Here is a 26527-nt window from a genome sequence, read left to right as displayed (position 1 = left end):
GACCTCAGACGCGGTAGCGGCGCAGCGTCGGCACCGCGGCGGCCAGGCCCAGCATCACGACGACGACCAGCAGGCCGCCGCCCGCGACCGCCGTGCGGGTGCCGAAGACCGACCCGGCGGTGCCGTGCAGCACGTCCGCCAGGCGGGGGCCGCCCGCGACGACGACCGTGAAGACGCCCTGCATGCGGCCGCGCATCTCGTCGGTCGCGGCGGACAGCAGGATCGCGCCGCGGAAGACCATCGACACCATGTCGGCCACCCCGGCCGCCGCCAGGAAGACGGCCGCGATCCACAGGTTGCGGCTCAACCCGAAACCGGCGATCGCCAGGCCCCAGGCGACGACCGCGCCGATCACCATCCAGCCGTGCCGGCGGGCCCGGGAGAACGTGCCGGAGAACAGTCCGCCGAGCACGGCGCCGATGGGGATGGCCGCGAACAGCAGGCCGAGCGCGAGCCCTTCGCCGTAGGAGCCGTAGGTCTGGGCGGCGAGCTGCGGGAACAGGGCGCGCGGCATGCCGAGGACCATCGCGACGATGTCGGCGAGGAACGACAGCAGCAGCACCTTGTGCAGGGAGATGTAGCGGAACCCCGCCGCGATCTCCCGCACCCCGGCTCGCCGGGCCGCCGCCGCGGCGAGAGGCGGCAGGGAGGGCAGCCGGTAGACCGCCCACACGGTGACGCACAGCGCGAGGGCGTCGATCAGGTACAGCTCGGGCAGGCCGATGACCGGGATCAGCACGCCGGCCAGGAGCGGGCCGACGACCTGGCCGGTCTGCATGACCGTCGAGCCGAGGGCGTTGGCCGCGGGCAGCTCGTTCTCGGGGACCAGGCGGGCTATGGAGGCGTTGCGGGCCGGGGCGTTCAGGCCCCAGAACGCCTGCTGCAGCGCGAGCAGGACCATCAGCACGGCGACCGAGTCGAGCCCCGCGGCGGCCTGCAGCCAGAACAGCAGCGAGGTGACGGCGATGCCGGTGTTGGTGATCAGCAGGAGCCTGCGGCGGTCCATGCTGTCGGCGACCGCCCCGCCCCACAGCGCGAAGACGATCAGGGGCAGCAGCCCGGCGAGGCTCGCGGCGCCGACCCAGGCCGAGGAGTGCGTGATGTCGTAGATCTGCTTCGGCACGGCGACCGCGGTGAGCTGGCTGCCGACGGCGGTGACGATCGTCGACGACCACAGCCGCCGGTAGGCCGCGATGCGCAGCGGGCGGGTGTCCATGGCCCAGCGACGCCAGCCGCGCCGGGGCGGACCGGCGACGGCGGCGGGGGTCGGCGTCTTCGGTTCGGTGCTGCTCTCGCTGGTGTCCACGGGCTTCCTGGTTGCCGGTTACATCTTTCTTCGTCCGGGGTTCACTATCGCAGCACTGTCCAGGGATCCGGGACGGGCGGTCGAGAACGCCGGGACTCCGGCCCGGGACCCGCCGTCGAAAAGGCCGGGGCCCGGCCCGCCCCCGACGGTCGGGAAGGCCGGAGCCTCTCCCGCGCCCCGCGGCGCCGGAGAGGCCGGAGCCCGGCCCGGAGCCGCGGCGCCGGAGAGGCCGGGGCGGATCCACCCCCGACGGTCGGGGAGACCGGAGCCAGCCCGCGCCCCGCAGCGCCGGGATCGCCCGGGGCCCGCGGCCGGAGAGGCCCGGACTCGGCCCGGGACCCGCGGCCGGGGAGACCGGAGCCCAACCCGGACCCGCGGTGCCGGAGAGGCCGCGGTGAGTCCGCCCCCGACGGTCAGCGAGACCGGAGCCCAGCCCGCGCCCGACGGTCGGGAAGGCCCCAGACCCCGCGGCCGGAGAGGCCCGGACTCGGCCCGGGACCCGCGGCCGGGGAGACCGGAGCCCGGCCCGGACCCGCGGCGCCGGAGAGGCCGGGGCGGATCCACCCCCGACGGTCGGGGAGACCGGAGCCCAGCCCGCGCCCCGCGGCCGGAGAGGCCGGAGCCCGGGCCGCGGCCTTTGGTCGAGGAGGGCCGGGATCAGGCTCCGGCGACGAGGGTGGCGCCGAGGACGATCATCGTCGTGGCGACCAGGCCGTCCAGCACCCGCCAGGCGGCGGGCCGGGCGAGGAAGCGGCCGAGCAGCCGGGCGCCGAAACCCAGCGCGGCGAACCAGCACAGGCTCGCCAGCGCGGCGCCGAGCCCGAACGTCCAGCGCAGCGGGCCGCGGTCGGCGGCGATCGAGCCGAGCAGGAACACCGTGTCCAGGTAGACGTGCGGGTTGAGCCAGGTCATGGCCAGGCAGGTGAGCACCGCCCGCCCGCGGGACCCGGCCGCCTCGCCCTCCGCGCTCAGGGCGCCGCCCGGCCGGAACACGCGGCGGGCGGCGAGCACGCCGTAGCCCAGCAGGAAGGCGCCGCCGATCCAGCCCACCGCCGTCAGCGCTCCCGGCCAGGCCACCACGACGGCGCCGACCCCGCCGACGCCGAGCGCGATGAGGACGGCGTCGGACAGGGCGCAGATGCCGACGACGGCGAGGACCGCGTCGCGGCGGACGCCCTGGCGCAGCACGAAGGCGTTCTGGGCGCCGATGGCGACGATGAGCGACAGGCCGGTGCCGAAGCCGGCGGCCGCGGCGGTGAGAGCGGGCGACACGGCCTCCACGCTAGGCACCCGGCCTCCGCGAGTACAGCTAAGGATTCTTACGTAGCATTAGCGTTCGTGATGACGGACCTTCCGCTGGACCTGGTGCGGACCCTGCTCGCGGTGGTGGACGAGGGCACGTTCGACGCGGCGGCGACCGCCCTGCACGTGACGCCGTCGGCGGTCAGCCAGCGCGTCAAGGCGCTGGAGCAGCGCACCGGCCGGGTCCTGCTGCTGCGCACCAAGCCGGTGCGGCCGACCGAGTCCGGCGAGATCGTCGTCCGCTTCGCCCGCCAGCTCGCCCGCCTCGAACAGGACACGCGGTCCGAACTGGGCATGAGCGGCGCCGGGGAGCCGACCCGGGTGGCGATCGCGGTGAACGCCGACTCGCTGGCCACGTGGTTCCTGCCGGCGCTGACCCGGGTGCCGGCCGAACCGCCGCTGCGCTTCGAACTGCACCGGGAGGACGAGACGCGCACCGCGGAGCTGCTGCGGGAGGGCCTGGTGATGGCGGCGGTGACCTCGTCGCCGGACCCGGTGCCGGGCTGCTCGATGCGGGCCCTGGGCACGATGCGCTACACGGCGGCGGCCACCCCGGACTTCGCGGCACGCCATCTGGACGGGCCCCTGCGGCAGACCCTCCCGGACGCTCCGGTGGTCACCTTCGACCGCGCCGACGACCTCCAGGACGCGTTCGTCCGGCGGCTGCGGCGCGGCGCGCGGGGCGCGAGCACCGTACGGCACGCCGTGCCCACCTCGGAGGGCTTCCTCGGCGCGGTCGCCGCCGGGCTCGGCTGGGGCATGGTGCCCGAGCTGCACGCCGGGGAGCTGCTGCGCACCGGCCGGCTGGTCCCGCTCGCTCCGCGGCGTCCCCTGGACGTGCCGCTGTACTGGCAGCAGTGGAAGCTCGACTCGCCGGCGCTGGCCGCGGTGGCGGACGCGGTGACCGAGGCGGCGGCGGCCGCGCTCCGCCCGGGACCGCGGCACCGGGACGATCCGGACGACGTGGCCTGAGCCCGCAGCGCACCCGCCGGCCCACCCTGTCCACCCGGCGACCCGGCCCACCCGGCCCACCCGGCCTACCCGGCCCACCCGGCCCACCCGGCCTACCCGGCCTCCAGTGCCGCCAGGCGGGCCGCCGCGCTGTCCAGGAGCATGTCCAGGGCCGCCGGGTAGGCGCTGGTGACCATGCGGGTCGCCAGGAGGGGGGCAGCCTCCGCGATGCGGGGGTGGGTGGTGCGGGGCAGGCGGGCGTAGGTGGAGCGCCACATGTCCTCGTCGGCGCGCAGCGCGGCGCTGGGCAGCGCCAGCGAGGCGGCGTCCAACGCGGCGAAGCCGAGGGTCTGGTCGATGAAGGCGTGGTAGATCCGTACCGTGTCCGGCAGCGGGAACCCGGCGGTCCGCAGGACGTCCAGGACGGCCTCGTCGGCGGCCAGCTCGTTGGCCCGGCCGGTCACCCGGTTCGCCGTCAGCTGGGCCGCCTGCGGGTGGGCGACGTACGCGGCGTGGATGCGCAGCCCGATCGCGCGCAGGTCAGCCCGCCACTCCCCCGTCGGCCGCCAGCCGTCGAGCGCCTGCCCGATGAGCGCGTCGCCGATGGCGAGGGTCAGGTCGTCCATGCCGCGGAAGTAGCGGTAGAGCGTGCTCGGGTCGGCGTCCAGGGCCAGGCCGAGGCGGCGGGCGGTCAGGCCGGCGCTGCCGTGCTCGCGCAGCATGCGCAGCGCCGTCTCGACGATCAGCCGCTCGGACAGCACGGTCCCGCTCCTGGTGGGCCGGCGCCGGCGCCGCTTGTTCTCCGGCACCACGGGCTTGGGCATCCGGGGCCCTCCTTCCGTGTCCCACGCTTATGCCAACGGCATTGACCTTACGGGAGCGGGCGGCGTTGTATCGGCGCCGGGGCCCCACCGTCCGTAGACCTTCTGCCGAGGGAGTTGTCCTCATGCGTGTCCTGCTCGTGGGAGCCGGCGGTGTCGGCACCGCCGTCACCCGGATCGCGGTCCGCCGCCCGTTCTTCGAGGCGATGGTGGTCGCCGACTACGACCTGGCCCGGGCCGAGGCGGCGGTCGCGGCCGTCGGCGACGACCGGTTCCGCGCCGAGCGCGTCGACGCCGGCGACGAGGCGGCGGTGACCGAACTGCTGCGGCGGCACGCCTGCGACGTGCTCCTCAACGCCACCGACCCGCGCTTCGTGATGCCTCTCTTCCGCGCGGCCTTCGCCGCCGGCGCCGGCTATCTCGACATGGCGATGTCGCTGTCGCGCCCGCATCCCGAACGTCCCTACGAGGAGTGCGGCCTCAAGCTCGGCGACGACCAGTTCGCGCTGGCCGAGGAGTGGGAGAAGGCGGGCGCGCTGGCCGTCGTCGGCATGGGCGTGGAGCCGGGCCTGTCGGACGTCTTCGCGCGCTACGCCGCCGACGAACTCTTCGACGACATCGAGGAGATCGGCATCCGTGACGGCGCGAACCTCACCGTCGACGGCTACGACTTCGCGCCGTCGTTCAGCATCTGGACGACCATCGAGGAGTGCCTGAACCCGCCGGTGGTCTACGAGTCCGGCCGCGGCTGGTTCACCACCGAGCCGTTCAGCGAGCCGGAGGTGTTCGACTTCCCCGAGGGGATCGGCCCCGTCGAGTGCGTGAACGTGGAGCACGAGGAGGTGCTCCTGGTCCCGCGCTGGGTCGACGCGCGCCGCGTCACCTTCAAGTACGGTCTGGGGCGGGAGTTCATCGAGACGCTGCGGACGCTGCACCTGCTGGGCCTGGACCGCACCGACCCGGTGACCGTGCCGGGCGCCGACGGCCCGGTGGCCGTCTCGCCCCGGGACGTGGTCGCCGCGTGCCTGCCCGACCCGGCGACGCTGGGCGAGCGGATGCACGGCAAGACGTGTGCGGGCACCTGGGTGCGCGGCACGAAGGACGGGGCCCCGCGCGAGGTCTACCTGTACCACGTCGTCGACAACCAGTGGTCCATGACGGAGTACGGCAGCCAGGCCGTGGTGTGGCAGACCGCCGTCAACCCGGTCGTCGCGCTCGAACTCATCGCCACCGGCGCCTGGTCCGGCTCCGGTGTCCTCGGCCCCGAGGCGTTCCCGGCCCGCCCGTTCCTGGATCTGCTGACCGCGTACGGCTCCCCCTGGGGCATTCGGGAGCAGTGAAGTCGCTCACGCCGGAAGTCGGTTGTTTCGCCTACGCGTCGACAGGTGACCCGAAAGCGAGTAAGCCATCCGCGAGGGCGCGTACGACTTCGATCGCAGGTGACTTTGATGAACGACTGGCGAGACCATGCCGCATGCCGCGACCAGGACCCGGAGCTGTTCTTCCCGATCGGCTCCTCGGGTCCGGCGCTGTTGCAGACGCAGCAGGCGAAGGCGGTGTGCACCCGGTGCCCGGTCCAGGAGCAGTGCCTGGAGTGGGCGTTGGAGAACGGAGACATCCTCGGTGTGTGGGGCGGCACGAACGAGACGGAACGACGCGCACTGCGGCGTCGGCGCGCCGTCGCCCGCAGGCGCGGCGCGTGAGAGCGGCCTGCCGGCCCTGCTCCGGCGCCGGTAGGCCGGAGAGCCGCTGACGCCCGTGCCGGTGCCGGTCCCGCCGGCCACGACGTCGTCGCCCTCGCGACGCGTGGCCGGCGCGGCCGTGCCGCGCACGGGCGTTCGCGTGCACGGACGTGTGCCGTGCACGCGGCGTGTGCCGTCGTACGGACCCGGGCCGTGCGCGCGGCGTCGGGCGTTCCGCCGGTTACGGCAGCAGGTCCGGCTTCCCCGGGGCGTACAGCCAGGTCTTCAGCAGGCTGTCGACGTCCTGGCCCGACACGTTCCGGGCCAGGCGAATGAACTGCGCTGTGGTGCCGTGCCCGTAGCGGTGCACGGTCGCCCAGGCACGCAGGATGCGGAAGAACGCCGGGTCCCCGACGGCGACGCGCAGTTCGTGCAGGGCCATCGCGCCGCGGGCATAGACGGGGGTGCCGAAGATGTTCGCGCCGCTGCCCGGGTCGCCGGGCGGGAACGCCCACAGCGGGTCGCTCGCCGGGCGGGCGTAGAGGGCGTCGAAGGTCTGCTGGGCGGTCTTGCCACCGTGCTGTTCGCTGTAGAGCCACTCGGCGTAGGTGGCGAAGCCCTCGTTGAGCCAGATGTCCTGCCACGAGGTCAGGGAGACGGAGTCGCCGAACCACTGGTGGGCGTTCTCGTGGACCAGGGTGCTCAGGTCGGGCGCGCGGTCGTACAGGGGCCGCGACTGGGTCTCCAGCGCGTACCCGACGTCCGGGGCGTGGTCGACGATCGACCCGGCGGCCCGGAACGGGTAGGGCCCGAACAGCTTGCTCTCCCACTCCAGGACGGACGGCAGTTTCTTCAGCACGGGCGCCGCGGCGGAGGCCTCGCGCGGGTCGACGGCGTTGTAGACGCGGATGCCGTCGCGGGTGGTGTACTGCTCGACCTCGAACTTCCCGACGGTGGCGGTGGCGAGGTAGGCGGCCATGGGTTCGCTCTGGCGCCAGTGGAAGGTGGTGTGCCCGTCTGCCGTCCGCTGCCCGACGAGGACGCCGTTGGCGACGGCGGTGCGGTCCTCGGGGACGGTGATCGTGATGTCGTACGCCGACTTGTCCTTGGGGTGGTTGTTCGCCGGGAACCAGGTCATGGCGCCCTGCGGCTCGCCGGCGACGAACGCGCCGTCGTCGGTGGGGATCCAGCCGTCGGGCGAGCCGTCGGGGTCGGTGACCGGCCCGGGGGTGCCCTGGTAGGTGACGGTGACCCGGAACTGCCGTCCCTTGCGCAGCGGACGGTACGGCTTGACGACGAGTTCCTGGCCGCTGCGGCGGAAGTCCGCCGTGCTGCGGTCGACGGCGACGCCGGTGACCGTCAGGCCCTTGAGGTCGAGGTCGAAGCGGGACAGGTCCTGGGTGGCGCGGGCGGTGATGACGGCGGTGCCGTCGAGGTGGCCGGTGGCCGGGTCGTAATGGAGAGTCAGGCCGTAGTGGCCGACGTGGTAGCCGCCGTTTCCGGCGAGCGGGAAGTACGGGTCGCCGACGCCGGGCGCGCCGACGGTGCCCGCCGCCGGGGGCTGGGCGGCGGCGAGCAGGGCCGCGACCACGACGGGCACGGCGGCGGTGACGGCCTGTCTGGCCCGTCTGCGGGACATCCTCACATGCGCTCCTGGGGGGTGGCGATGATCAGTCGGCCCCAGATTAGAGGTACGCCCCGCCGTGATTCCTCCTTCTCCCCGCTTCATTCGGGTTCATCGGGGCTTGTCCCGGGTTCGCGGACTGCGCGAACCGGCCTGCGGTCAGGCCGTCTCCTTCGCCGCGGCCCGGCCGGCCGCGCGGCCGGAGAAGAGGCAGCCGCCGAGGAAGGTGCCCTCCAGGGCGTTGTAGCCGTGCACGCCGCCGCCGCCGAAGCCGGCCACCTCGCCGGCCGCGTACAGGCCCTCGACGGGCTGTCCGTCGGGGCCCAGGGCGCGGGAGTCGAGGTCGGTCTGGATGCCGCCGAGGGTCTTGCGGGTCAGGACGTGGAGCTTGACGCCGATGAGCGGCCCGGCGGCCGGGTCGAGGATGCGGTGCGGGGTGGCGACGCGGCCGAGGCGGTCGCCGATGTAGCGGCGGGCGTTGCGGATGCCCTGCACCTGGGCGTCCTTGCTGTAGGGGTTGGCCATCTGCAGGTCGCGGGCCTCGATCTGGCGGCGCAGCACGGCGGCGTCGAGGAGGGGCTTGTCGGTCAGCTCGTTCATCTTCGCCACGAGTTGCTCCAGGGTCGGGGCGGTGACGAAGTCGGCGCCCTTGCGCAGGAACGCGTCCACCGGACCCGGCGCGCCCTTGCCGAGCAGGCGGTCGCGCAGGACCGCGCCCTTGTCCTTGGCGGTGATGTCGGGGTTCTGCTCGGAGCCCGACAGCGCGAACTCCTTCTCCACGATCTTCTGGGTGAGGACGAACCAGGAGTGGTCGTAGCCGGCGATGTCCTCGGTGGTGCGCAGGTATTCGAGGGTGCTCAGGGTGTCGTAGCCGGGCAGGCAGGGGTCGGGCAGGCGGCGGCCGAGGGCGTCGAACCACATCGAGGACGGCCCCGGCAGGACGCGGATGCCGTGGCCCGGCCAGATCGGGTCCCAGTTCTGCAGGCCCTCGGTGTAGTGCCACATGCGGTCGCGGTTGACCAGGCGTACGCCCGCCGCGGCGCTGATGTCGAGCATGCGGCCGTCGACGTACGCGGGCACGCCGGTGACCATCTCGGTGGGCGGGGTGCCCAGGCGCGCGGGCCAGTAGCGGCGGACGATGTCGTGGTTGGCGCCGATGCCGCCGGTGGTGACGACGACGGCCTGGGCGGTGAGTTCGAACTCGCCGGCCGCGTCCCGGTTGGAGGCCACGCCGCGGGGCGAGCGGTCCTCGGCGAGGACCGTGCCGCGCACCCCGCGGGCGGCGCCCTCCTCGATGACCAGTTCGTCGACCCGGTGGCGGTGGTGGAAGGTCAGCAGCCCCTCGCGCGCGGCCCGCTCGGCGTACGCGGCGAACGGCTCCACGACGCCGGTGCCGGTGCCCCACGCGATGTGGAAGCGGGGCACGGAGTTGCCGTGCCCGTCGGCGCGCAGGTCTCCGCGCTCGGCCCAGCCGACCGTGGGCAGCAGCTTGATGCCGTGGCCGTCCAGCCAGGACCGCTTCTCCCCCGCCGCGAACTCCACGTAGGCACGCGCCCAGCGCACCGCCCAGGAGTCCTCGTCGTCGACCCGGTCGAACCGCGCGCTGCCCTGCCAGTCGCTCCAGGCGAGGTCGAAGGAGTCCTTGATGCCCAGGCGGCGCTGCTCGGGGGAGTCGACGAGGAACAGCCCGCCGAAGGACCAGAACGCCTGTCCCCCGAGGTTGGCGGCGTTCTCCTGGTCGACCAGGGCGACCCGGCGGCCCCGGCTGGTGAGTTCGTGCGCGGCGACCAGCCCCGCCAGGCCCGCTCCGACGACGATGACGTCCGCATCCATGGCGACCGTTGCCTTTCTCGAAGATGTCACGAGGTGTCACTCGGGGGTGTCACCCGGGAGTGTCATTCGGGGGTGCCGCCGCCGTCCGTCAGCAGGGCGGTGAGCAGTTGCTTGAGCCAGCGGCGGGCGCCGTCGGCGTCCTTGTCCAGCAGGAGCTGGACGGTGACTCCGTCGTAGGCGGCGACCACGGCACGGGCCGCGCCGTCGGCGTCGCCGAGCACGCCGGGCGGCCGGGCGAGGCCGCGCGTGCGGGCGAGCCGGTCGGCGATCGCCTCCCGCAGCCGCGCACGGTGGGCGAGCAGGGTCTCGGCGACGGCCGGATCGCGGGCGGCGTGCACCAGGAAGTCCGTCTTGACCAGGAGCCAGTCCCGGTCGAGGAGCAGCACCTCGGTGACCCGGTCGACGGCGGCGGGCACGTCGAAGTCGGGGCCGTCGAGGGCCAGCGCCCCGGACACCTGCTCGGCGATCAGGTCGGCGCGCTGCCGGTACAGGGCGAAGAACAGCTCGTCCAGGCTGGCGAAGTTGGAGTAGAAGGCGCCGCGGCTGTAGCCGGCGGCGTCGCAGACCTCCTCGATGGAGACGCGCCCGAAGCCCTTGGCGGCGAACACCCGGAAGGCGGCGTCGAGCAGGTTGGCCCGGGTCCGGACCCGGCGCCGGGTGACCCGCCGCGGCGCCTCCGGTACCGCCGCCTTCTCCACCGCGGTCGCCTCCCTCGCCATGGCCGCCTCCGTCGTTCGATACGGGAATGTATCCGATACACGGATGCATCGAAAGATGCGGTGCGACAGTGCGACAACCGGAATTCATGGGAACAGGTTTTCGATTCAGAGGTACGCTGGACGCATGACCAGGCACCTCCAGGGCTCGCTCTTCGACCAGGCCGACCGGCTGCGGCTCGGCCCCCTCGACGGGATCAGCCGGACGCGGCTCGGTCCCGGCGCCTGGCTCGACCTGCTGCCCGGCTGGCTCGAGGGCGCGGACACCCTGTTCGAACAGCTGGCCGCCGAGGTGCCGTGGCGGGCGGAGCGCCGCACCATGTACGACCACGTCGTCGACGTCCCCCGGCTGCTCGCGTTCTACGGCCCGCACGACGCGCTCCCCCACCCGGTGCTCGCCGAGGCCCGCGACGCGCTGTCCGCGCACTACGCCGCGGAACTGGGCGAGCCGTTCACCACCGCCGGGCTGTGCCACTACCGCGACGGCCGGGACAGCGTGGCCTGGCACGGCGACCGGATCGGACGGGGCGCGCGCGAGGACACGATGGTCGCCATCCTCTCCGTGGGCGCCCCCCGGGACCTGCTGCTGCGCCCGGTGGGCGGCGGCGGGACGGTACGGCGTCCGCTGGGCCACGGCGACCTGATCGTGATGGGCGGCTCCTGCCAGCGGACCTGGGAACACTGCGTACCGAAGTCCGCGCGCGCCGCGGGACCGCGCATCAGCGTGCAGTTCCGCCCGCACGGCGTGCGCTGAGGCGGAGAGGCGGCCGTTCCGGGCACAGGGGGTGTGTCTCCGGCGGCCCGTGCCGACCCGGCGGCCGACGCGGACCCGGCGGCCCGCGGCGATCCGCCGGACGCGGGCGCGCCGTGATCTGCTTTCCTGATCCCATGCGGGCAGACGTACGGCAAGTGGCCGACGGCATCCACCTGGTGCACGGCAGCGACACCAACTGGGTGATCCTCACCGAGGGCGACGAGGTGACCCTCGTCGACACCGGCTATCCCGGGGACCGGCAGCTGCTCCTCGACTCCCTGGCGGCGGTGGGCAGTTCACCGGAGGCGGTGCGGGCGGTGCTGATCACCCACGCGCACAACGACCACCTGGGCTCCGCCGAGTACCTGCGCGCCGCGCACGGCACGCCCGTCCTCCTCCACCCGGCCGAAGTGCCGCACGCCCGCCGGGAGTTCCTGCACCAGGTGACCGTCGGACAGGTCGTCGCGAACAGCTGGCGGCCGGGCGTCCTGCCCTGGGCGCTGCGCGCCCTGCGCTCCGGTGGCACCGCCCACGTCCCCGTGTCCGCGCCCGAGCCGTTCCCGGCCGCGGCCGCCTGGGACCTGCCCGGCCGGCCGGTGCCCGTGCACACCCCCGGTCACACCGACGGGCACGTCGCCCTCCACCTCCCCGACGCGGGCGTGGTGATCGCCGGCGACGCGCTGGTGACCGCCCACCCCACCTCGCGGATCCGGGGCCCGCAGCTGCTGCCCGGCATGTTCCACCACGACCGCGCCCGCGCGGTCGCCTCGCTGGACGTCCTCGCGGAGCTGCCGGGCGACCTGCTGCTGCCCGGTCACGGGCCCGCGCACCGCGGTCCGGTGCGTGAAACGGCACTTCAGGCCAAGGAGCGCGCCGTTTAGGGTGAGGTGACGATCAACCGCGAAGCAGGACGAGGTCACCCCGCCCATGGCACTGCAGATCAGCGCGACCAACCCGGAGCACCCCGCGCTCCTGCTGGAACTCCCCTGGCACCTGCCGCTGGAGGAATGGCCGGAGGAGTACCTGGTCCCGCTGCCGCGCGGCATCTCCCGTCACGTCGTGCGCTACGCCCGCGCCGGCGACGAGGTGATCGCCGTCAAGGAGCTCGCCGAACGGCCGGCGCTGCGCGAGTACGAGCTGCTGCGCGACCTCGACAAGCTCGGCATCCCGGCGGTGGACGCGCTCGCCGTGGTCACCGGCCGCCAGGGCGGCGACGACGCCCCGCTGGAGCCGGTGCTGATCACCCGGCACCTGCGCGGATCTCAGTCGTACCGGTCGATGTTCGAGACGACGATGCGCCCGGCCACCATGCACCGCCTCATGGACGCGCTGGCCGTCCTGCTGGTGCGCCTGCATCTCGCCGGGTTCGCGTGGGGCGACTGCTCGCTGTCGAACACCCTCTTCCGGCGCGACGCGGGCGCCTACGCCGCCTACCTCGTCGACGCGGAGACCGGCGAACTGCACCCGCGGCTGAGCCCCGGCCAGCGGGACTACGACCTGGACCTCGCCCGCGTGAACATCAGCGGCGAACTGCTCGACCTGGAGGCGTCCGGGGCGCTGCACCCGTCCGTGGACCCGATCGAGTTCGGCATGGAGATCTGCGCCCGCTACCGCGGCCTGTGGCAGGAGCTGACCCGCACCTCGGTGTACCCGGCGGGCAAGTACCACTACATAGAACGCCGGATACGCCGCCTGAACGACCTCGGTTTCGACGTGGCCGAGATGCAGATCGAGAGCGCCTCCAACGGCGACACGGTCACCTTCGTGCCCAAGGTCGTCGACGCCGGCCACCACCAGCGCCAGTTGCTGCGCCTGACCGGCCTGGACGCCGAGGAGAACCAGGCGCGGCGGCTGCTGACCGACCTGGAGAGCTGGATGGCCACCCAGGACGACTACGCCCCGGGTGACCCCCTCGCCGCCCGCCCGGAGGTGCTGGCGCACCGCTGGGTGCGGGACGTGTTCCGGCCCACGGTCCGGGCCGTGCCCCTCGAACTGCGCGGGGCGATGGACCCGGCCGAGATCTACCACGAGCTGCTGGAGCACCGCTGGTACCTGTCCGAGCGTGCCCAGCACGACATCGGGCTGGACACGGCCGTCGAGGACTACATCAAGAACATCCTGCCCAAGGCCCGCGAGACGCTGCAGCCCACCCCGGCCGAGTGACTCACCCGTGCGGGACCACGGCCACCGGGCAGCCGGCGTGGTGCAGCACCCCGTGCGCCACCGAGCCGATCCGGGCGCCGACGGCCGTGCGGTGCGCGCGCCGGCCGACGACCATCAGCTGGGCCCGCGCGGCCACCGACAGCAGCACCTGGCCGGCGCTGCCCATCTCGACGTGCTCGACCACGGGGACGCCGGGGAAGCGTTCCCGCCACGGCGCGAGCGCCGCGGCGAGCGCCTTCTTCTCGTACGGCTCCAGGCCCCCGGCCTCGTCGAGGAGCTCCAGCGAGCCGGGGCTGTAGGCGAACACCGGAGGCAGCGTCCAGGCCCGCACGGCGCGGACGGTGGCGCCGCGGGCGGCCGCCGTCTCGAACGCGAAGCGCAGCGTCTCGGCGCTGTCCTCCGGGTCGCCCTGCTGGCCGACGACGACTTCGCGGCCCGCCGCCTCGCCCGTCGGCTGGTCACCGGCGCGCACCAGCACCACCGGCCGCTTCGCCGCGGCGATCACCTGCTGGCCCACGGAGCCCAGCAGGAAGCCGACGACCGGCCCGTGCCCGCGCGAGCCCAGCACCAGCATCTCGGCGTCCGCCGCGGCGGCGACGAGGGTCTCGACCGCCGGGCCCTCGACGACGTCGGTGCTCACCTCGAGTTCCGGATGCCGTGCGGTGACCGTCCGCACGGCCTCGTCGACCGCGTTCCGCACCCACCCGGCCTGGGTCTCCGCGTCGGCCGCGTCGAGCCCCTCGTACGGCTGGAACCGCCAGGCGTGCACCACCCGCAGCGCCCGCCCGCGCCGGATCGCCTCCCTGGCCGCCCAGCCCAGCGCGGCGACGCTCTCCTCGGTTCCGTCGACCCCTGCGGTGATCGGGCCCGTCATGCGGCTGCCTCCTGTGTCGTTCTCACTTTCGTAGGGGTCAGTCTTCACTACCCTGCCCGCATGACCTTGCAGTGGGAGCAGGTGAACGTGGACGCGGCCGATCCCGTCGCGCTCGGGCGGTGGTGGGCCGAGGCGCTCGGGTGGGTCGTGGTGAACGACTCGGCCGACGAGTACGAGATCCGGCCGGACGAGGACCGCCTGCCGGGACTGCTGTTCGTGCCGGTCCCGGAGGGCAAGACCGTCAAGAACCGCCTCCACCTCGACTTCCGCCCCGACGACCAGGAGGCGGAGGTCGCCCGGCTGCTGGCACTCGGCGCCCGGCACGCGGACGTCGGCCAGGGCGACCAGCCGTGGGTGGTGCTCGCGGATCCCGAGGGCAACGAGTTCTGCGTGCTCGGCTCACGCCGGCCCTGAGAACGCCGAGCCCGAGAACACCGGACCCGAGAACGCCGGGGAAGGGCGGGGAAAGCACGGGGAAGGGCCGGGAAGGCGCCGCGAAGGGATGGTCCGCCGCTCATCGCGGCACAGCGGGCCGATCGACCATACGATGGGCTGCAGCCGGCACGGCGACCGTGTCCCCGACGGAGCGCGCCGTGCCGTGAATCCGGCCTCGGGGTGGGAGACCTATGGCACAGGCGTCCGACGCGGCGCGGACCGTCATCATGACCGTGGACGACGATCCGGGAGTCTCCCGTGCCGTCGCCCGGGACCTCCGGCGGCGCTACGGCGAGTCGTACCGGATCGTGCGCGCGGAGTCCGGCGAGTCCGCGCTCGAGGCGCTGCGCGAGCTGAAGCTGCGCGGCGACCTGGTGGCGGTGATCCTGGCCGACTACCGCATGCCGCAGATGAACGGCATCGAGTTCCTGGAGCAGGCCCTCGACGTGTACCCGGGGGCGCGGCGCGTGCTGCTGACCGCGTACGCGGACACCAACGCGGCGATCGACGCGATCAACGTCGTCGACCTGGACCACTACCTCCTCAAGCCGTGGGACCCGCCCGAGGAGAAGCTGTACCCGGTCGTGGACGACCTGCTGCAGGCCTGGCGGTGCAGCGACTTCAGGCCGGTGCCCAGCACGAAGGTGGTCGGGCACCGCTGGTCGGCGCGCTCCTCCGGCATACGGGAGTTCCTGGCCCGCAACCAGGTCCCCTACCGCTGGTACTCGGCGGACGAGCCGGAGGGCCGGCGGCTGCTGAAGGCGGCCGGGCAGGACGGGCAGCGGCTGCCGCTGGTGATCACCCCGGACGGGACGCCGCTGGTGGAGCCGGAGGCGCCCGAGCTGGCCGAGCGGGTGGGGCTGGCGACGACGCCGGCCGCGGAGTTCTACGACCTCGTCGTCGTCGGCGGCGGCCCCGCCGGGCTCGGCGCCGCGGTGTACGGCGCCTCCGAGGGCCTGCGGACGGTGCTGGTGGAGCGGTCGGCGACCGGCGGGCAGGCCGGGCAGAGCTCCCGGATCGAGAACTACCTCGGCTTCCCCGACGGCGTGTCCGGGGCGCAGCTGACCGAGCGGGCCCGGCGGCAGGCGGCGAAGTTCGGCGCGGAGATCCTCACCGCGCGGGAGGTGACGGGGCTGGAGGTCAACGGCTCCGCGCGTACGGTGCGGTTCTCGGACGGCTCGGCGGTGAACGCGCACAGCGTGATCCTCGCCACCGGCGTGTCCTACCGGCAGCTGGACGCGCCGGGCTGCACCGACCTGACCGGCTGCGGGGTGTTCTACGGCTCGGCGCTGACCGAGGCGGCCGCCTGCCAGGAGCACGACGTGTACATCGTCGGCGGCGCCAACTCGGCCGGGCAGGCGGCGATGTACCTGTCGCGGGTCGCCAAGTCGGTGACGCTGCTGGTGCGCGGCCCGGACCTGTCGGCGTCGATGTCGCACTACCTGATCCAGCAGATCGCCGAGGTGCCCAACATCTCGGTGCGCACCCGTACGGTCGTCGAGGCCGCGCACGGATCCGGCCGCCTGGAGCAGCTCACCCTGCGGGACGTCGACACCGGGCGGACCGAACTCGTCGACGCGCAGTGGATGTTCGTGTTCATCGGCGCGGCGCCGCGGACCGACTGGCTGGACGGGACGGTGGAGCGGGACGAGCGCGGCTTCATCCTCGCCGGGCCCGACCTCACCCCGGACGGGCGGCCGCCGGCCGGCTGGGAGCTGGACCGGCCGCCGTACCACCTGGAGACCAACGTGCCCGGCGTGTTCGTCGCGGGCGACGCGCGCGCGGAGTCCGCCAAGCGCGTGGCGTCCGCCGTCGGAGAGGGAGCCATGGCCGTGATGCTCGTCCACCGTTACCTGGAGCAGTCGTGAGCGGGCAGGTGATGCCGTGCAGCGCGCGGGAGATCGGCTCGCTGTTCCTGTTCGAGGAGCTCACGCCGGAGCAGCTCGGCCGGCTCTGCGCCGAGGGCCGGGTGGAGCGGTTCGAGCCGGGCCCGGTCTACACCGAGGGCGAGCCGGCCACCTGCTTCTACGTCATGATCGAGGGCACGGTCGTGCTGTACCGGCGGGTCGGCGGCGACGACGTGGAGGTGAGCCGCACCTCGCAGCGGGGGGTGTACGCCGGGGCCATGCAGGCCTACCTCGGCGACCGCGTCCCGCAGGTCTACAACAACTCCATGCGCGTGACCGAGCCGACGCGGTTCTTCGTGCTGCCCGCGGACACGTTCGCGAGCATCATGCGGGAGTGGTTCCCGATGGCGGCGCACCTGCTGGAGGGCCTGTTCTTCGGGTCCAAGAGCACGCAGCGGGCCATCGGACAGCGTGAACGGCTGCTGGCGCTGGGCTCGTTGTCCGCCGGGCTCACGCACGAGCTCAACAACCCCGCGGCGGCGGCCGTGCGGGCCACGGCGGCGCTGCGCGAGCGGGTGGCGAAGATGCGGCACAAGCTGCGTGTGATCTCCGCGGGCCCGTACACCCGCGAGGCGCTGGCCAACCTGATCGAGATCCAGGAGCGCACCGCCGAACGCGTGGCCAAGGCGCCCGCGCTCAGCCCGCTGGAGGCGTCGGACCGGGAGGACGCGGTCGCGGACTGGCTCGACGACCACGGCGTCCCGGACGGCTGGCGGCTCGCGCCCGTGTTCGTGCAGGCCGGGCTGGACCCCGACTGGCTGGAGCAGGTCGCGGCGGAGGTGGGCCCGGACGTCCTGCCGGGCGCGATCGGGTGGCTCAACTACACGGTCGAGACCGAGCTGCTGATGGACGAGATCGAGGACTCCACCACCCGCGTCTCCACCCTGGTCGACGCCGCCAAGCAGTACTCCCAGCTCGACCGGGCCCCCTTCCGCCACGCCGACGTGCACGAACTCCTCGACAGCACCCTGCTGATGCTGTCCGGGAAGATCGGCCCGCGGATCGAGGTCGTCAAGGACTACGACCGCACGCTGCCGAAGATCCCCGCCTACCCGGCGGAGCTGAACCAGGTGTGGACCAACCTCATCGACAACGCGGTCTCCGCCATCGGCGGCACCGGCGGCGAGGGCACGCTGACCGTGCGGACCGCGCGCGAACACGACCGGCTGCTGGTGGAGTTCCGCGACACCGGGCCCGGCGTGCCGCAGGAGATCCGCGGCCGCATCTTCGACCCCTTCTTCACCACCAAGCCGGTGGGCCAGGGCACCGGGCTCGGGCTGGACATCTCCTGGCGGATCGTGGTGAACAAGCACCACGGCACCCTCCAGGTCGAGTCCGAACCCGGCGACACCCGCTTCCAGGTCCTGCTGCCGCTCACCGCGGCGGACGACGCCCCACCACCGGAGGAGAGCCCATGACCGACGTCGACGGAATCGACCCCGCCGTCCCGCCGAGCGGCACCGGGTGCGTGGAGTGCGAGGCGGCCGGCGGCTGGTGGTTCCACCTGCGGCGCTGCGCGCAGTGCGGGCACATCGGCTGCTGCGACGACTCCCCCGCCCGGCACGCCACCGCGCACTACCACGAGACCGGCCATCCGGTGATCCGCAGTTTCGAGCCGGGCGAGAGCTGGTTCTGGGACTTCGCCGGCTCGCGGCTGCTGGAGTCGGGACCCGACCTCGCTCCCCCCGTCAGCCGCCCCGCGGACCAGCCGGCGCCGGGCCCGGCCGGGCGGGTGCCGGCGAACTGGGCCGAGACGCTGCGCTGAGCCCCCCTCGGCCCCGTGGGCGGCGGACCGCGCCGTCGGTCCCGCGTGCCAGGATGGATGCGTGCCGCAGACCTTGATCACCACGCCGCTGATCGGCCGGGAGGACGAAGTCGCCCGCCTCTCCCGGGTACTGGAGCGCGCCCGCGGCGGCGAGCCGCGCGGCGTGCTGCTCGCCGGGGACGCCGGCGTGGGCAAGACCCGGCTGCTGGACGAGGTGGCGGACCGGGCGGCGCGGGCGGGGACCACGGTGCTGACCGGTCACTGCGTGGACCTCGGCGACGTGGGCCTGCCGTACCTGCCGTTCACCGAGGTCCTGGGCGTGCTGGCGGCCGACGCGCGGTTCGCCGACGTACTGGCCGCGCACCCGGTGGTCGACCGGCTGCTCGGGCCGCGGCCCGGCGCCGGGCACGACGGCGGGGGCGCCGCCGCGCGCTCCGGCGGTGAGGGCGGGCGGCTGCGGCTGTTCGAGGGCATGGCGGGCCTGCTGGCCGGCCTGTCGGACATCGCGCCCCTGCTGCTGGTCATCGAGGACCTGCACTGGGCCGACCAGTCCTCCCGCGACCTGCTGCGCTTCCTGCTCAGCCGGGGTGGCCTCCAGCTGCCCCGCTCCCGGCTCCGCCCGGGCGCGGAAAACCCCGTGCCGGGCGGCCCGCCCGCCCACCGGCTGGCGGTGTTCGCCTCCTACCGCGCCGACGACCTGCACCGGCGCCACCCGCTGCGGCCCCTGCTGGCGGAGCTGGTGCGGCTGCCGTCGGTCGAGCGGCTGGAGCTGCGGCCGATGGCCGACGGGGAGGTGACCCGGCTGGTGCGCGCCCTGGAGGACCGCCCGCTGCCGGAGGCCACGGTGCGCGGGATCGTCGAGCGCGCCGAGGGCAACGCCTTCTACGCGCAGGAGCTGCTCGCGGCGACCGACCCGGAGGCCTGCGGGGAGGCGGACGGGGTGCCCAGCGGCCTGGCCGACGTCCTGCTGATCCGCTTCGAGCAGCTGACGGAGACCGCCCAGCAGGTGCTGCGGACCGCGGCGGTGGCCGGGCGCCGGGTGGAGCACCACCTGCTGCGGGACGCGGTGGGCCTGCCCGAGGAGGAGCTGGAGTCGGCGCTGCGGGAGGCCGTCGGACGGCAGCTGCTGGTGGCCGGGGAGGGCGGCACGTACGCCTTCCGGCACGCCCTGGCCCGGGAGGCGGTGTACGCGGACCTGCTGCCGGGCGAACGGGCGCGGCTGCACGGCGCGTTCGCGAAACTGCTGGCCGGGCGCGGCCATCCGGCCGAGACCGCGGCCGAGCGCGCCCACCACTACCGCGCAGGCCACGACCTGGCCCGGGCGCTCACGGCCTCGCTGGAGGCGGCCGATCACGCCCAGCTCCTCGGCGCGCCGGCCGAGGAGCTGCGGCACCTGGAGGCGGCGCTCGACCTGTGGTCGGCGGTGGACCCGGCGGCGCGGCCCGCGGGCGAGGGCGGTGACCGGGTGACGCTCACGCTGCGGGCCTCGGCGGCGGCCGCGCACGCCGGGGAGCTGCACCGCGCGGTGTCCCTGACCCGGGCGGCGCTGGCGGGCATCGGCCAGGACGCGGACTCCGAGCTGGCCGCGCGGGTGCGCTACACGCTCGCCGGGAACCTGCTCAGCGTCGACAGCCTGGGCGCGGCCTTCGCCTACAGCAGCGAGGCGCTCGCCCTGATCCCGGCCGACCCCCCGTCGCGGACCTGGGTGTGGGCGGCGGCCACCCACGTGGTGACGGCGCGACACGTCGGGGAGTACGACACCGCGCTGGAGGTGGCCCGCCGGGCCCTCGGCGTCGCCGAGCGGCTGGGCATGACGGACGCGCGGGCGGACCTGCTGATCTCGCTGGCCGTCATGGAGGGCGGCGGCGGCCGCCGCACGCCGGAGGGCCGCGCGAAGCTGCGGGCGGCCCGTGAGCTGGCGCGCGGCTCGGGCAACGCGCCGGTGGAGATGCGGGCCCTGTTCAACCTCGCCGTCGGCTGCTTCGAGTCGGGCGAGCTGGAGGAGTGCCTGTCCTGGACCGGCGAGGGGCTGGAACGGGCACGCCGGGCGGGGCTGCTGTCGTCGCCGTATCCGACGGAGATGCGGTATCTGCGGCTGCTGGTGCTGTACACGCTGGGGCGGTGGGACGAGTGCGTGCGCGCTGCGGAGGCCGACGCCGAGGTGCTGCCCGCGGCGGCCGGGTACGCGGCCGCTCCCGCGCTGTACGTGGGCCTGGCGCGCGGCGACCGGCACGCCGTCGAGCGGGCCCGGGCGCTGCGGGAAGGGCGCTTCGACTGGATGGCGACGCTCACCGCGGGCATCGCGCTGACCGACGCCGCCGCGCTGCGGGGCGATCCGGAGGGTGCGGTGGCGTGCGTGCGGGAGACGGTGGCCGCGCTGACGGACGAGGCGGGCACGCTTCCCGACGTCACCGTCCGGCTGGCCGCGCTCGCGCTGTCGGCGGTCGCCGACCGGGCCGCGGAGCTGCGTCTGACGGGCGACCCGGCCGGCGCGCGCCGCTGGGCGGACGTGGCGGGGGACCTGGTGGAGTCCGCGCGGACGTCGGCCGTGCGCGGCAAAGACGGTGCGCCGCAGGGCCCGGAGGGCGTGGCGTGGCTGGCGCGCGCGGAGGCGGAGTGGACGCGGGCGGTGTCCGGGCCGGACGCGGCGGCCTGGGCCGCGGCCGTGGCCGCGTTCGGCTTCGGGGACGTCTACGAGCTGGCCCGCTGCCGGTTCCGGTACGCGGAGGCGCTGCTCGCGGCCGACCGCCGGGAGGAGGCGGCCGCCGAGGCGGTCGCGGCGCGCGAGACGGCCGGGCGGCTCGGGGCCACGCCGCTCGCCGAGCGGCTGGACGGCCTGATGCGCCGTGGCCGGCTGTCTGCCGGGGCGCCGGAGCGTCCGTCACCGCTGACCGCCCGTGAGCAGGACGTGCTGCGGCTGCTCGCCCGGGGCCGCAGCAACCGGCAGATCGGCGAGGAGCTGTTCATCACCGGCAAGACGGCGAGCGTCCACGTCTCCAACATCCTGGCCAAGCTGGGCGCCGCCAGCCGCACGGAGGCGGTGGCGATCGCCTACCGGCGGGGGCTGGTCACCGCCGAGCCGACGGCCTCGGGCTGAGGGCTCCGAGAGCGGCCGGCCCGGCGGAAACCGGTGAGCCGGCCGCCCCGGAGGCCGGGGGGCCGGCTGACCGGTGCCGGATCGTCAGTTCCGTGCGGCCGGGGTGTTGGCCTTGGTGACGTTGACCGCGGCCCAGGCCCGGTTCACGGCCTTGTACTCCGTGCTGTTGAGCCCGTAGAGGTCCGTGGCCGCCTTCAGCGTCGCGGTGCGCGCGTCGTGGAAGTCGGTGGTGGAGACCATGTAGCGGGTGAGCGCCCGGTAGAAGATCGCCGTGGCCTTGGTGCGGCCGATGCCCGTGACCGTCGAGCCGTCGAAGATCGGCGAGTAGTAGGCGACGCCGTTGATCGTCTTGCTGCCGCTGCCCTCGGCGAGCAGGTAGTACGCGTGCGAGGAGACGCCGGAGCCGGCGTGCACCTCGGTGTAGTACGTGGACGGGTCCCAGTAGTCGATCGCGCCCTCGAGCTCGTCCCGCGACGGCTGGTCGAGGCGGCGCAGGAACTTCTGGTCCAGCCCGAGCTTCTCGCCGACGAGGTAGTCGGGCTTGTCCTTCATGTTGTTGGCGGAGAACTCGACGTTCGAGCCGAAGATGTCCGCGAGGGACTCGTTCAGCGCGCCCGGCTCACCGTACTGGTTGCCGTCCTGGTCGACGTAGGTGGGCTCCAGCCCGGCGGTCGCGTCCACGACGCCGTGGGTGAGCTCGTGACCGGAGACGTCGAGGACGACGAGCGGCTTCTTGAACACGCTGCCGTCACCGTCGCCGTACAGCATGCAGTCGCAGGTCGGGTCCCAGAACGCGTTGCCCACCTTGTTCCCGAAGTGGACCATGGCGCGGGCGCCCTTGCTGTTGTTCTCGATGCCCTTGCGCCCGAAGGTCTTCCGGTAGAAGTCCAGGGTCTTGGTGATGCCGTACTGGGCGTCGACGGCGGCACTGGTCCGGTTGGAGACGGTGCCGTTGCCCCAGGTGTTGTTGGTGCTGGTGAACTTCTTGCCCCGGCTGAAGTCCTCCAGCTCCTGGCCCATGGCGTCCCGGGTCTCGGTACCCCAGCGGGCGGGGTCCTTGAGCAGGTAGCTCGTGCTGCCCGTCTGCGTGGTGATCAGCGGCACGCTGCCGACGAAGAGGGAGTTGCCGACGCCCCTCGCCTTCACGGGGTAGCTGGTGGCGCCGGTCATGGGGGACGCGGTCAGCGTCGCGGCCCGGGAGCCGATGCCGGTGGCGGGGTCGAGCTTCTCGCCGCGCTCGCGCAGGGTGTCGAGGAGCTTCGGCGAGAGGAACTCGTCGCTGTCGGGCGTGTTGCTGCGGACCTTGCCGGTGACGGCGTCGATGACGACCGTCCGGGAACCGCCGCCCTGCGCGGTGTCGCTGTCGCTGACCGTCACCCGGTAGGCCAGGGCGGCCGCGCCGTCGCGGGCGTCGACCACGAGTTCGGCGCTGCCCGCGTCGCCCTTGGCGACCTGAGCGGCCTTCTGCTCGGCCTGCGCGGGCGACACCGCGGCGTCGTCGGCGGCGAGGCGGACGTTGTGGTCGGCGGCCCGGGTGACGCCGGTGTAGGCGAGCCGCTCGGAGAGGTGGACGACGAGGTCGCCACCGAGAACCGGCATGCCCTGGTGGGCGCGGGTGAACCGGACGTGCCGGGCGCCCTCCGGGTCGATCATGACGTCCACGGCCCGCAGCTCGTCGCCCTGGGAGACCCCGGTCTGCGAGGCGTGGGCGAAGGCGGCGGTGCGGGCGGCCGTCACCACGGAGGCGGCCGAGGTGCGGGCGGCGGCCGCCGAGTGGCTCGTCCCCGTGGCCGGCTGCGCGAAGGCGGTGCCGGCCAGACCCGTGGCGGCCGTCGTCACGACGACGGCGACCGCCACGCTGCGTATGTGCGGTCTACGCACTGATGAGTGTTCCTTCCTGGCAAGGCGGCCGGAATCACCAACCGCCTTGGGACATGGCGCGATTGCGCGACATGGGGGCTGGTCGGGCCCCGAGGCGAAACCCTTGCGGATGAGTCATGGCCATGTAAAGGCCGAATCGTCTCTTTCGGTGCGGTACATGGCAATACTTTGCAAATCCGCGCCGCTCAGCGATCAACGAGTGACCAACTGTGCGCTGCATACGGAGATGTGACGAGCCGGAAGAAAGTTGCACCGCATGAATGTGACTCATCTCGCACCCGGAGCGGCGGTCCCGGGCACGGCCGCTCTCTCCCCGCGCGCGGTACTTCCGCCGTCCTGGCGGAGCGGGATCTTCCGGGACAGGATGCCCGCATGAAGGGTGACCTCTTTTCCAGCGAGCACATGGTCCGGCCGGCCGCCGCGCCCGGCATGACGGTCGAGAACGCCAAGTGCGTCAAGTACGCGGTGAACGGCGAGATGCTCGCCCGCCAGGGCGCGATGATCGCCTACCGCGGCAACCTGCAGTTCGAGCGCAAGGGCCAGGGCGTGGGCGGCATGCTCAAGCGCGCCGTCACCGGCGAGGGCCTGCCGCTGATGGCGGTGCGCGGACAGGGCGAGGCCTGGTTCGCGCACGAGGCGCAGAACTGTTTCGTCGTCGACGTCGACCCGGGCGACGAGTTCACCGTCAACGGCCGCAACGTCCTGTGCTTCGACGCCTCCCTGTCGTACCGGATCGCCACCGTGAAGGGCGCGGGCATCGCCGGCGGCGGCCTGTTCAACAGCGTCTTCACCGGACAGGGCAGGCTGGGCCTGGTGTGCGAGGGCAACCCCCTGGTCATCCCGGTCTCGCCGCAGTACCCGGTGTACGTCGACACGGACGCCGTCGTCGGCTGGACGAACGGCCTGCGGACCTCGCTGCACCGCTCGCAGTCCATCGGCTCGATGCTGCGCGGCGGCTCCGGCGAGGCCGTGCAGCTGATGCTGGAGGGCGAGGGCTACGTCGTCGTACGGCCGAGCGAGGCGACGCCGCAGCGGGCCCAGCAGCACTGATCCGCGCCCGGTGCTCGTGAACCGCGCCCGGTGATCCGCGTCTCACGAGCAACCCCCTCCCCTCCCCCGGCGTCTTGACCGGCAACAGGTCACGCCCCGGCCCGACCGGCCCGGGGCGGATCTCCGACGCACTATACGCACCATGTATACACATGTTGTATACACCGTGCGTATACGAACGGGAAGGCATCGATGTACGGCAAGGCATTCGCCCCGGAGTACCAGGGCGCGCTCACCACCCTGTCCGTCAACTCCTCGCTGACCGACGTGCTCGCCGTCGGCACCGAGCAGCTCAGAGCGGCCCAGCGGGCCGGGCAGCACGGCGAGGCGGCGCGCTCCGGGCTCGCGGTCGCCGAGGCGCACCGCCGGCTGGGGCAGGTCGCCGACGCCGACCGGGCGTGGAAGGCCAGCTACCGCGCCGCCCGCGCGGCCGGGGACACGGCGGCGATGGCCTGGGCGCTGTGGAGCGGCGGCACGCTGGCCCGGCAGCGCGGCGCGTTCCCGCTCGCCCGGCGGCTGCTGGAACTCGCCGCCGAACTCGGCGAACGGGGCGGCGATGTCGTCGTACGCGGCTACTCGCTCGCCGGGCTCGCCGAGACCGGGCGCATCCAGGGCGACTACGAGGCCGTCCGCAGGCTGCACGAGCAGTTGCTGGCCGAGGCGCGGCGGCGCGGCGAGGCCCGGCACACGGTGTGGGCGCTGGAGGGCATCGCGCAGATCCACCGCCAGACCGGGTCGTACGACACCGCCTACGCCCTGTTCGAGGAGGCCGCCGGGATAGCCGGGCGCGCCGACGACCGGCGCGGCCACGCCTGGGCGCTGCGCGGGCTCGCCGACGTCGTGTCCGTCCGGGACGGTGACACCGAGCGGGCGCTCGCCCTGCTGTCGCAGGCGGAGAAGGAGTGCCGTGCGATGAACCTCTCCAGCGCGCTGGCCTACAACCACAAGATGCGCGGCAACGTCCTGTACCGCGCCGGACGGTACGCCGGGGCACGGGAGCTGTACGCGCGGGCGCTGGCGGAGTTCACCGCGATGAGCGAGCCGCGCGGGCGGGCGCTGGCGCGGCTGGGGCTGGTCAAGTCGCTGGCCCGGCTGGGCCGCGACCGTTCCGCGACCGCCGCCGAACTGACCGAATTGGCGGGCGAGTTGGACCGGCTCGGGCTGCGGCACGCGCGGGAGATGGTGGCCCGGGCCGAGGAGGAACTCGGCGTCCGGGCGGAGGTCGTGCGATGACGGCGGTCCCCACGGCGCTCGGGGCGCCGGCGGACGCGTACGCGCTCCTCGACCGCTGCCGTGAGCTGACGCGGCCCGCTCTCGCGGAGGCCGTCGGCCGGATGCACCCGTGGGTGGGCGAGATGGCCGCGTACTCCTTCGGCTGGTGCGAGGTGGGCGGGGCGCCCGCCGTCGGGTCCGGCGGCAAGGGGCTGCGGCAGGCACTGGCCGTGCTCGGCGCCGAGGCGGCGGGAGCCGCCGGGCGGGCCGGCGTGCCGGCGGCCGTCGCGGTGGAGCTGGTGCACACCTTCTCCCTGCTGCACGACGACATCATGGACGGCGACGAGGCCCGGCGGCACCGGCCGACGGTGTGGAAGGCGTACGGCACGGGTCCCGCGGTGCTGGCGGGCGACGCGCTGTTCGCACTGGCCGTGGAGGTGCTGGCCGCCGCTCCGGCGGGGCCGCGGGCCGTGCGGACGCTGTCGGCGGCGCTGGGCGACCTGGTGCGCGGCCAGGCCGACGACCTGCTGTTCGCCGCCCGGCCCTGGACCGGGCCACGGCGGGTGCGGCCCGAGGAGTACCGGTCGATGGCCGAGCACAAGACGGGCGCGCTGCTGGGCTGCGCGGGCGCGCTCGGCGCCCTGCTGGGCGGCGCGGACCCCGTGACCGTCGCCGCCCTCGACCGGGCCGGACGGCATCTCGGGATCGCCTTCCAGATCACCGACGACGTGCTGGGGATCTGGGGCGATCCCGCCGTCACCGGCAAGCCCGTGCACGGCGACCTGCGGGAAGGCAAGAAGACGTACCCGGTGCTGGCCGCGCTGGAGGGCGCGGACGCCCCGGCCCGCCGGCTCGCCGCGGTCCTGGAGGCTCCGGCCGCGCCACCGGAGCGGTGGCGGGAGGCGGCCGCGCTGATCGACGCGGCGGGCGGCCGGTCGGCGGCGCTGGCCGAGGCGCGACGGCACATGGCGGCCGTGGCGGACGCCTTCGCGGACGCCTCCCTGCGGCCGCCCGTGCTGGAGGAACTGCGGTCGCTGCTGGAGTTCCTGGTGCGCCGCGATCTGTGAGGCGGCGCTCGCGGCGGCGAGTTGACCTTCGCCGCGCCGAGGCGTCAGGGTCATGGCGGCGCGCCCCCGCCTCCCCCGCGCCGGAAG

At 74.2% G+C, this 26527-nt stretch carries 22 protein-coding genes; 14 read left to right on the top strand and 8 right to left on the bottom strand.

All coding sequences use genetic code 11. The annotated features are described in order from the left end of the window. Window positions 1-4: 4 nt before the first annotated feature. Together ACH4ZX_RS27005 and ACH4ZX_RS27000 are read right to left on the bottom strand one after the other, a co-directional pair. On the bottom strand, window positions 5-1306 hold the full coding sequence (locus ACH4ZX_RS27005) for an MFS transporter (RefSeq protein ID WP_398277815.1): 1302 nt from the start codon (window positions 1304-1306) through the stop codon (window positions 5-7). A 657-nt stretch (window positions 1307-1963) separates the two neighbouring features. Then, window positions 1964-2578, bottom strand: coding sequence for a LysE/ArgO family amino acid transporter (locus tag ACH4ZX_RS27000; protein ID WP_398277812.1), 615 nt, complete (start codon window positions 2576-2578; stop codon window positions 1964-1966). Window positions 2579-2647: 69 nt separating this feature from the next. Between ACH4ZX_RS27000 and ACH4ZX_RS26995 the strand changes: the two genes are divergently transcribed. After that, on the top strand, window positions 2648-3580 hold the full coding sequence (locus tag ACH4ZX_RS26995) for a LysR family transcriptional regulator ArgP (RefSeq protein WP_398277809.1): 933 nt from the start codon (window positions 2648-2650) through the stop codon (window positions 3578-3580). 92 nt (window positions 3581-3672) lie between these two features. On the opposite strand, the gene ACH4ZX_RS26990 is transcribed toward ACH4ZX_RS26995, so the two are convergent. Further along, entirely contained in the window at window positions 3673-4383 is a 711-nt protein-coding gene (locus ACH4ZX_RS26990; RefSeq protein ID WP_398277806.1) for a TetR/AcrR family transcriptional regulator, read from the bottom strand. 122 nt (window positions 4384-4505) lie between these two features. Between ACH4ZX_RS26990 and ACH4ZX_RS26985 the strand changes: the two genes are divergently transcribed. Both ACH4ZX_RS26985 and ACH4ZX_RS26980 read left to right on the top strand, forming a co-directional pair. Continuing rightward, the gene (locus ACH4ZX_RS26985; RefSeq protein ID WP_398277803.1) at window positions 4506-5720 is read left to right on the top strand and encodes a saccharopine dehydrogenase family protein; all 1215 of its coding nucleotides are present in this window, start codon (window positions 4506-4508) and stop codon (window positions 5718-5720) included. A 108-nt stretch (window positions 5721-5828) separates the two neighbouring features. Next, window positions 5829-6083 carry a WhiB family transcriptional regulator gene (locus ACH4ZX_RS26980; protein ID WP_398277800.1) on the top strand — a complete coding sequence of 85 codons (255 nt, stop codon included), beginning with the start codon at window positions 5829-5831 and terminating at the stop codon, window positions 6081-6083. Window positions 6084-6303: 220 nt separating this feature from the next. Here the strand turns inward: ACH4ZX_RS26980 and ACH4ZX_RS26975 are convergent, their stop codons facing one another. The 3 genes from ACH4ZX_RS26975 to ACH4ZX_RS26965 all read right to left on the bottom strand — a co-directional run bounded on the left by ACH4ZX_RS26975 (window position 6304) and on the right by ACH4ZX_RS26965 (window position 10238). Next, window positions 6304-7701, bottom strand: a complete 1398-nt coding sequence (locus ACH4ZX_RS26975) for a M1 family metallopeptidase (RefSeq protein WP_398277797.1) — start codon at window positions 7699-7701, stop codon at window positions 6304-6306. Window positions 7702-7845: 144 nt separating this feature from the next. After that, window positions 7846-9519 (bottom strand): FAD-binding dehydrogenase, encoded by a 1674-nt coding sequence (locus ACH4ZX_RS26970; protein ID WP_398277794.1) that lies wholly within the window; start codon window positions 9517-9519, stop codon window positions 7846-7848. Between the two features lie 62 nt (window positions 9520-9581). After that, window positions 9582-10238 (bottom strand): TetR/AcrR family transcriptional regulator, encoded by a 657-nt coding sequence (locus ACH4ZX_RS26965; protein WP_398277791.1) that lies wholly within the window; start codon window positions 10236-10238, stop codon window positions 9582-9584. 124 nt (window positions 10239-10362) lie between these two features. Between ACH4ZX_RS26965 and ACH4ZX_RS26960 the strand changes: the two genes are divergently transcribed. The 3 genes from ACH4ZX_RS26960 (at window position 10363) to ACH4ZX_RS26950 (ending at window position 13152) form a co-directional block, all read left to right on the top strand. Then, on the top strand, window positions 10363-10989 hold the full coding sequence (locus ACH4ZX_RS26960; RefSeq protein WP_398277788.1) for an alpha-ketoglutarate-dependent dioxygenase AlkB: 627 nt from the start codon (window positions 10363-10365) through the stop codon (window positions 10987-10989). A gap of 134 nt (window positions 10990-11123) precedes the next feature. Next, window positions 11124-11870, top strand: coding sequence for an MBL fold metallo-hydrolase (locus ACH4ZX_RS26955; protein WP_398277785.1), 747 nt, complete (start codon window positions 11124-11126; stop codon window positions 11868-11870). Between the two features lie 46 nt (window positions 11871-11916). Beyond that, window positions 11917-13152 (top strand): DUF4032 domain-containing protein, encoded by a 1236-nt coding sequence (locus ACH4ZX_RS26950; protein ID WP_398277782.1) that lies wholly within the window; start codon window positions 11917-11919, stop codon window positions 13150-13152. A 1-nt stretch (window position 13153) separates the two neighbouring features. On the opposite strand, the gene ACH4ZX_RS26945 is transcribed toward ACH4ZX_RS26950, so the two are convergent. Further along, complete coding sequence (locus ACH4ZX_RS26945) at window positions 13154-14026, bottom strand: universal stress protein (protein ID WP_398277779.1); 873 nt, start codon at window positions 14024-14026, stop codon at window positions 13154-13156. A 60-nt stretch (window positions 14027-14086) separates the two neighbouring features. Between ACH4ZX_RS26945 and ACH4ZX_RS26940 the strand changes: the two genes are divergently transcribed. The 5 genes from ACH4ZX_RS26940 to ACH4ZX_RS26920 all read left to right on the top strand — a co-directional run bounded on the left by ACH4ZX_RS26940 (window position 14087) and on the right by ACH4ZX_RS26920 (window position 21230). After that, window positions 14087-14440 carry a VOC family protein gene (locus ACH4ZX_RS26940; RefSeq protein ID WP_398277776.1) on the top strand — a complete coding sequence of 118 codons (354 nt, stop codon included), beginning with the start codon at window positions 14087-14089 and terminating at the stop codon, window positions 14438-14440. Between the two features lie 212 nt (window positions 14441-14652). Then, window positions 14653-16329, top strand: coding sequence for an FAD-dependent oxidoreductase (locus ACH4ZX_RS26935; RefSeq protein ID WP_398277773.1), 1677 nt, complete (start codon window positions 14653-14655; stop codon window positions 16327-16329). Then, on the top strand, window positions 16326-17786 hold the full coding sequence (locus tag ACH4ZX_RS26930) for an ATP-binding protein (protein WP_398277770.1): 1461 nt from the start codon (window positions 16326-16328) through the stop codon (window positions 17784-17786). The genes ACH4ZX_RS26935 and ACH4ZX_RS26930 overlap by 4 nt, the downstream gene beginning before the upstream one ends. Beyond that, on the top strand, window positions 17783-18133 hold the full coding sequence (locus ACH4ZX_RS26925; RefSeq protein WP_360748372.1) for a UBP-type zinc finger domain-containing protein: 351 nt from the start codon (window positions 17783-17785) through the stop codon (window positions 18131-18133). Before ACH4ZX_RS26930 ends, ACH4ZX_RS26925 begins: the two co-directional genes overlap by 4 nt. 61 nt (window positions 18134-18194) lie before the next feature. After that, entirely contained in the window at window positions 18195-21230 is a 3036-nt protein-coding gene (locus ACH4ZX_RS26920) for an AAA family ATPase (RefSeq protein ID WP_398277767.1), read from the top strand. Window positions 21231-21314: 84 nt separating this feature from the next. Here ACH4ZX_RS26920 and ACH4ZX_RS26915 read toward each other — a convergent pair whose 3' ends face one another. Next, the gene (locus ACH4ZX_RS26915) at window positions 21315-23111 is read right to left on the bottom strand and encodes a M4 family metallopeptidase (protein WP_398277764.1); all 1797 of its coding nucleotides are present in this window, start codon (window positions 23109-23111) and stop codon (window positions 21315-21317) included. A 372-nt stretch (window positions 23112-23483) separates the two neighbouring features. Here ACH4ZX_RS26915 and ACH4ZX_RS26910 point away from each other — a divergent pair, with 372 nt between their 5' ends. The 3 genes from ACH4ZX_RS26910 (at window position 23484) to ACH4ZX_RS26900 (ending at window position 26440) form a co-directional block, all read left to right on the top strand. Continuing rightward, the gene (locus tag ACH4ZX_RS26910) at window positions 23484-24161 is read left to right on the top strand and encodes an AIM24 family protein (protein ID WP_398277761.1); all 678 of its coding nucleotides are present in this window, start codon (window positions 23484-23486) and stop codon (window positions 24159-24161) included. A 192-nt stretch (window positions 24162-24353) separates the two neighbouring features. Then, entirely contained in the window at window positions 24354-25394 is a 1041-nt protein-coding gene (locus ACH4ZX_RS26905; RefSeq protein ID WP_398277758.1) for a tetratricopeptide repeat protein, read from the top strand. Beyond that, on the top strand, window positions 25391-26440 hold the full coding sequence (locus tag ACH4ZX_RS26900) for a polyprenyl synthetase family protein (protein ID WP_398277755.1): 1050 nt from the start codon (window positions 25391-25393) through the stop codon (window positions 26438-26440). Before ACH4ZX_RS26905 ends, ACH4ZX_RS26900 begins: the two co-directional genes overlap by 4 nt. Window positions 26441-26527 lie beyond the last annotated feature (87 nt).

Source organism: Streptomyces sp. NPDC020490 (assembly GCF_044335305.1).
GTDB lineage: Bacteria > Actinomycetota > Actinomycetes > Streptomycetales > Streptomycetaceae > Streptomyces.
The sequence above is the reverse complement of the archived record's forward strand: the minus strand, read 5'-3'. Positions and strand labels throughout refer to the sequence as shown.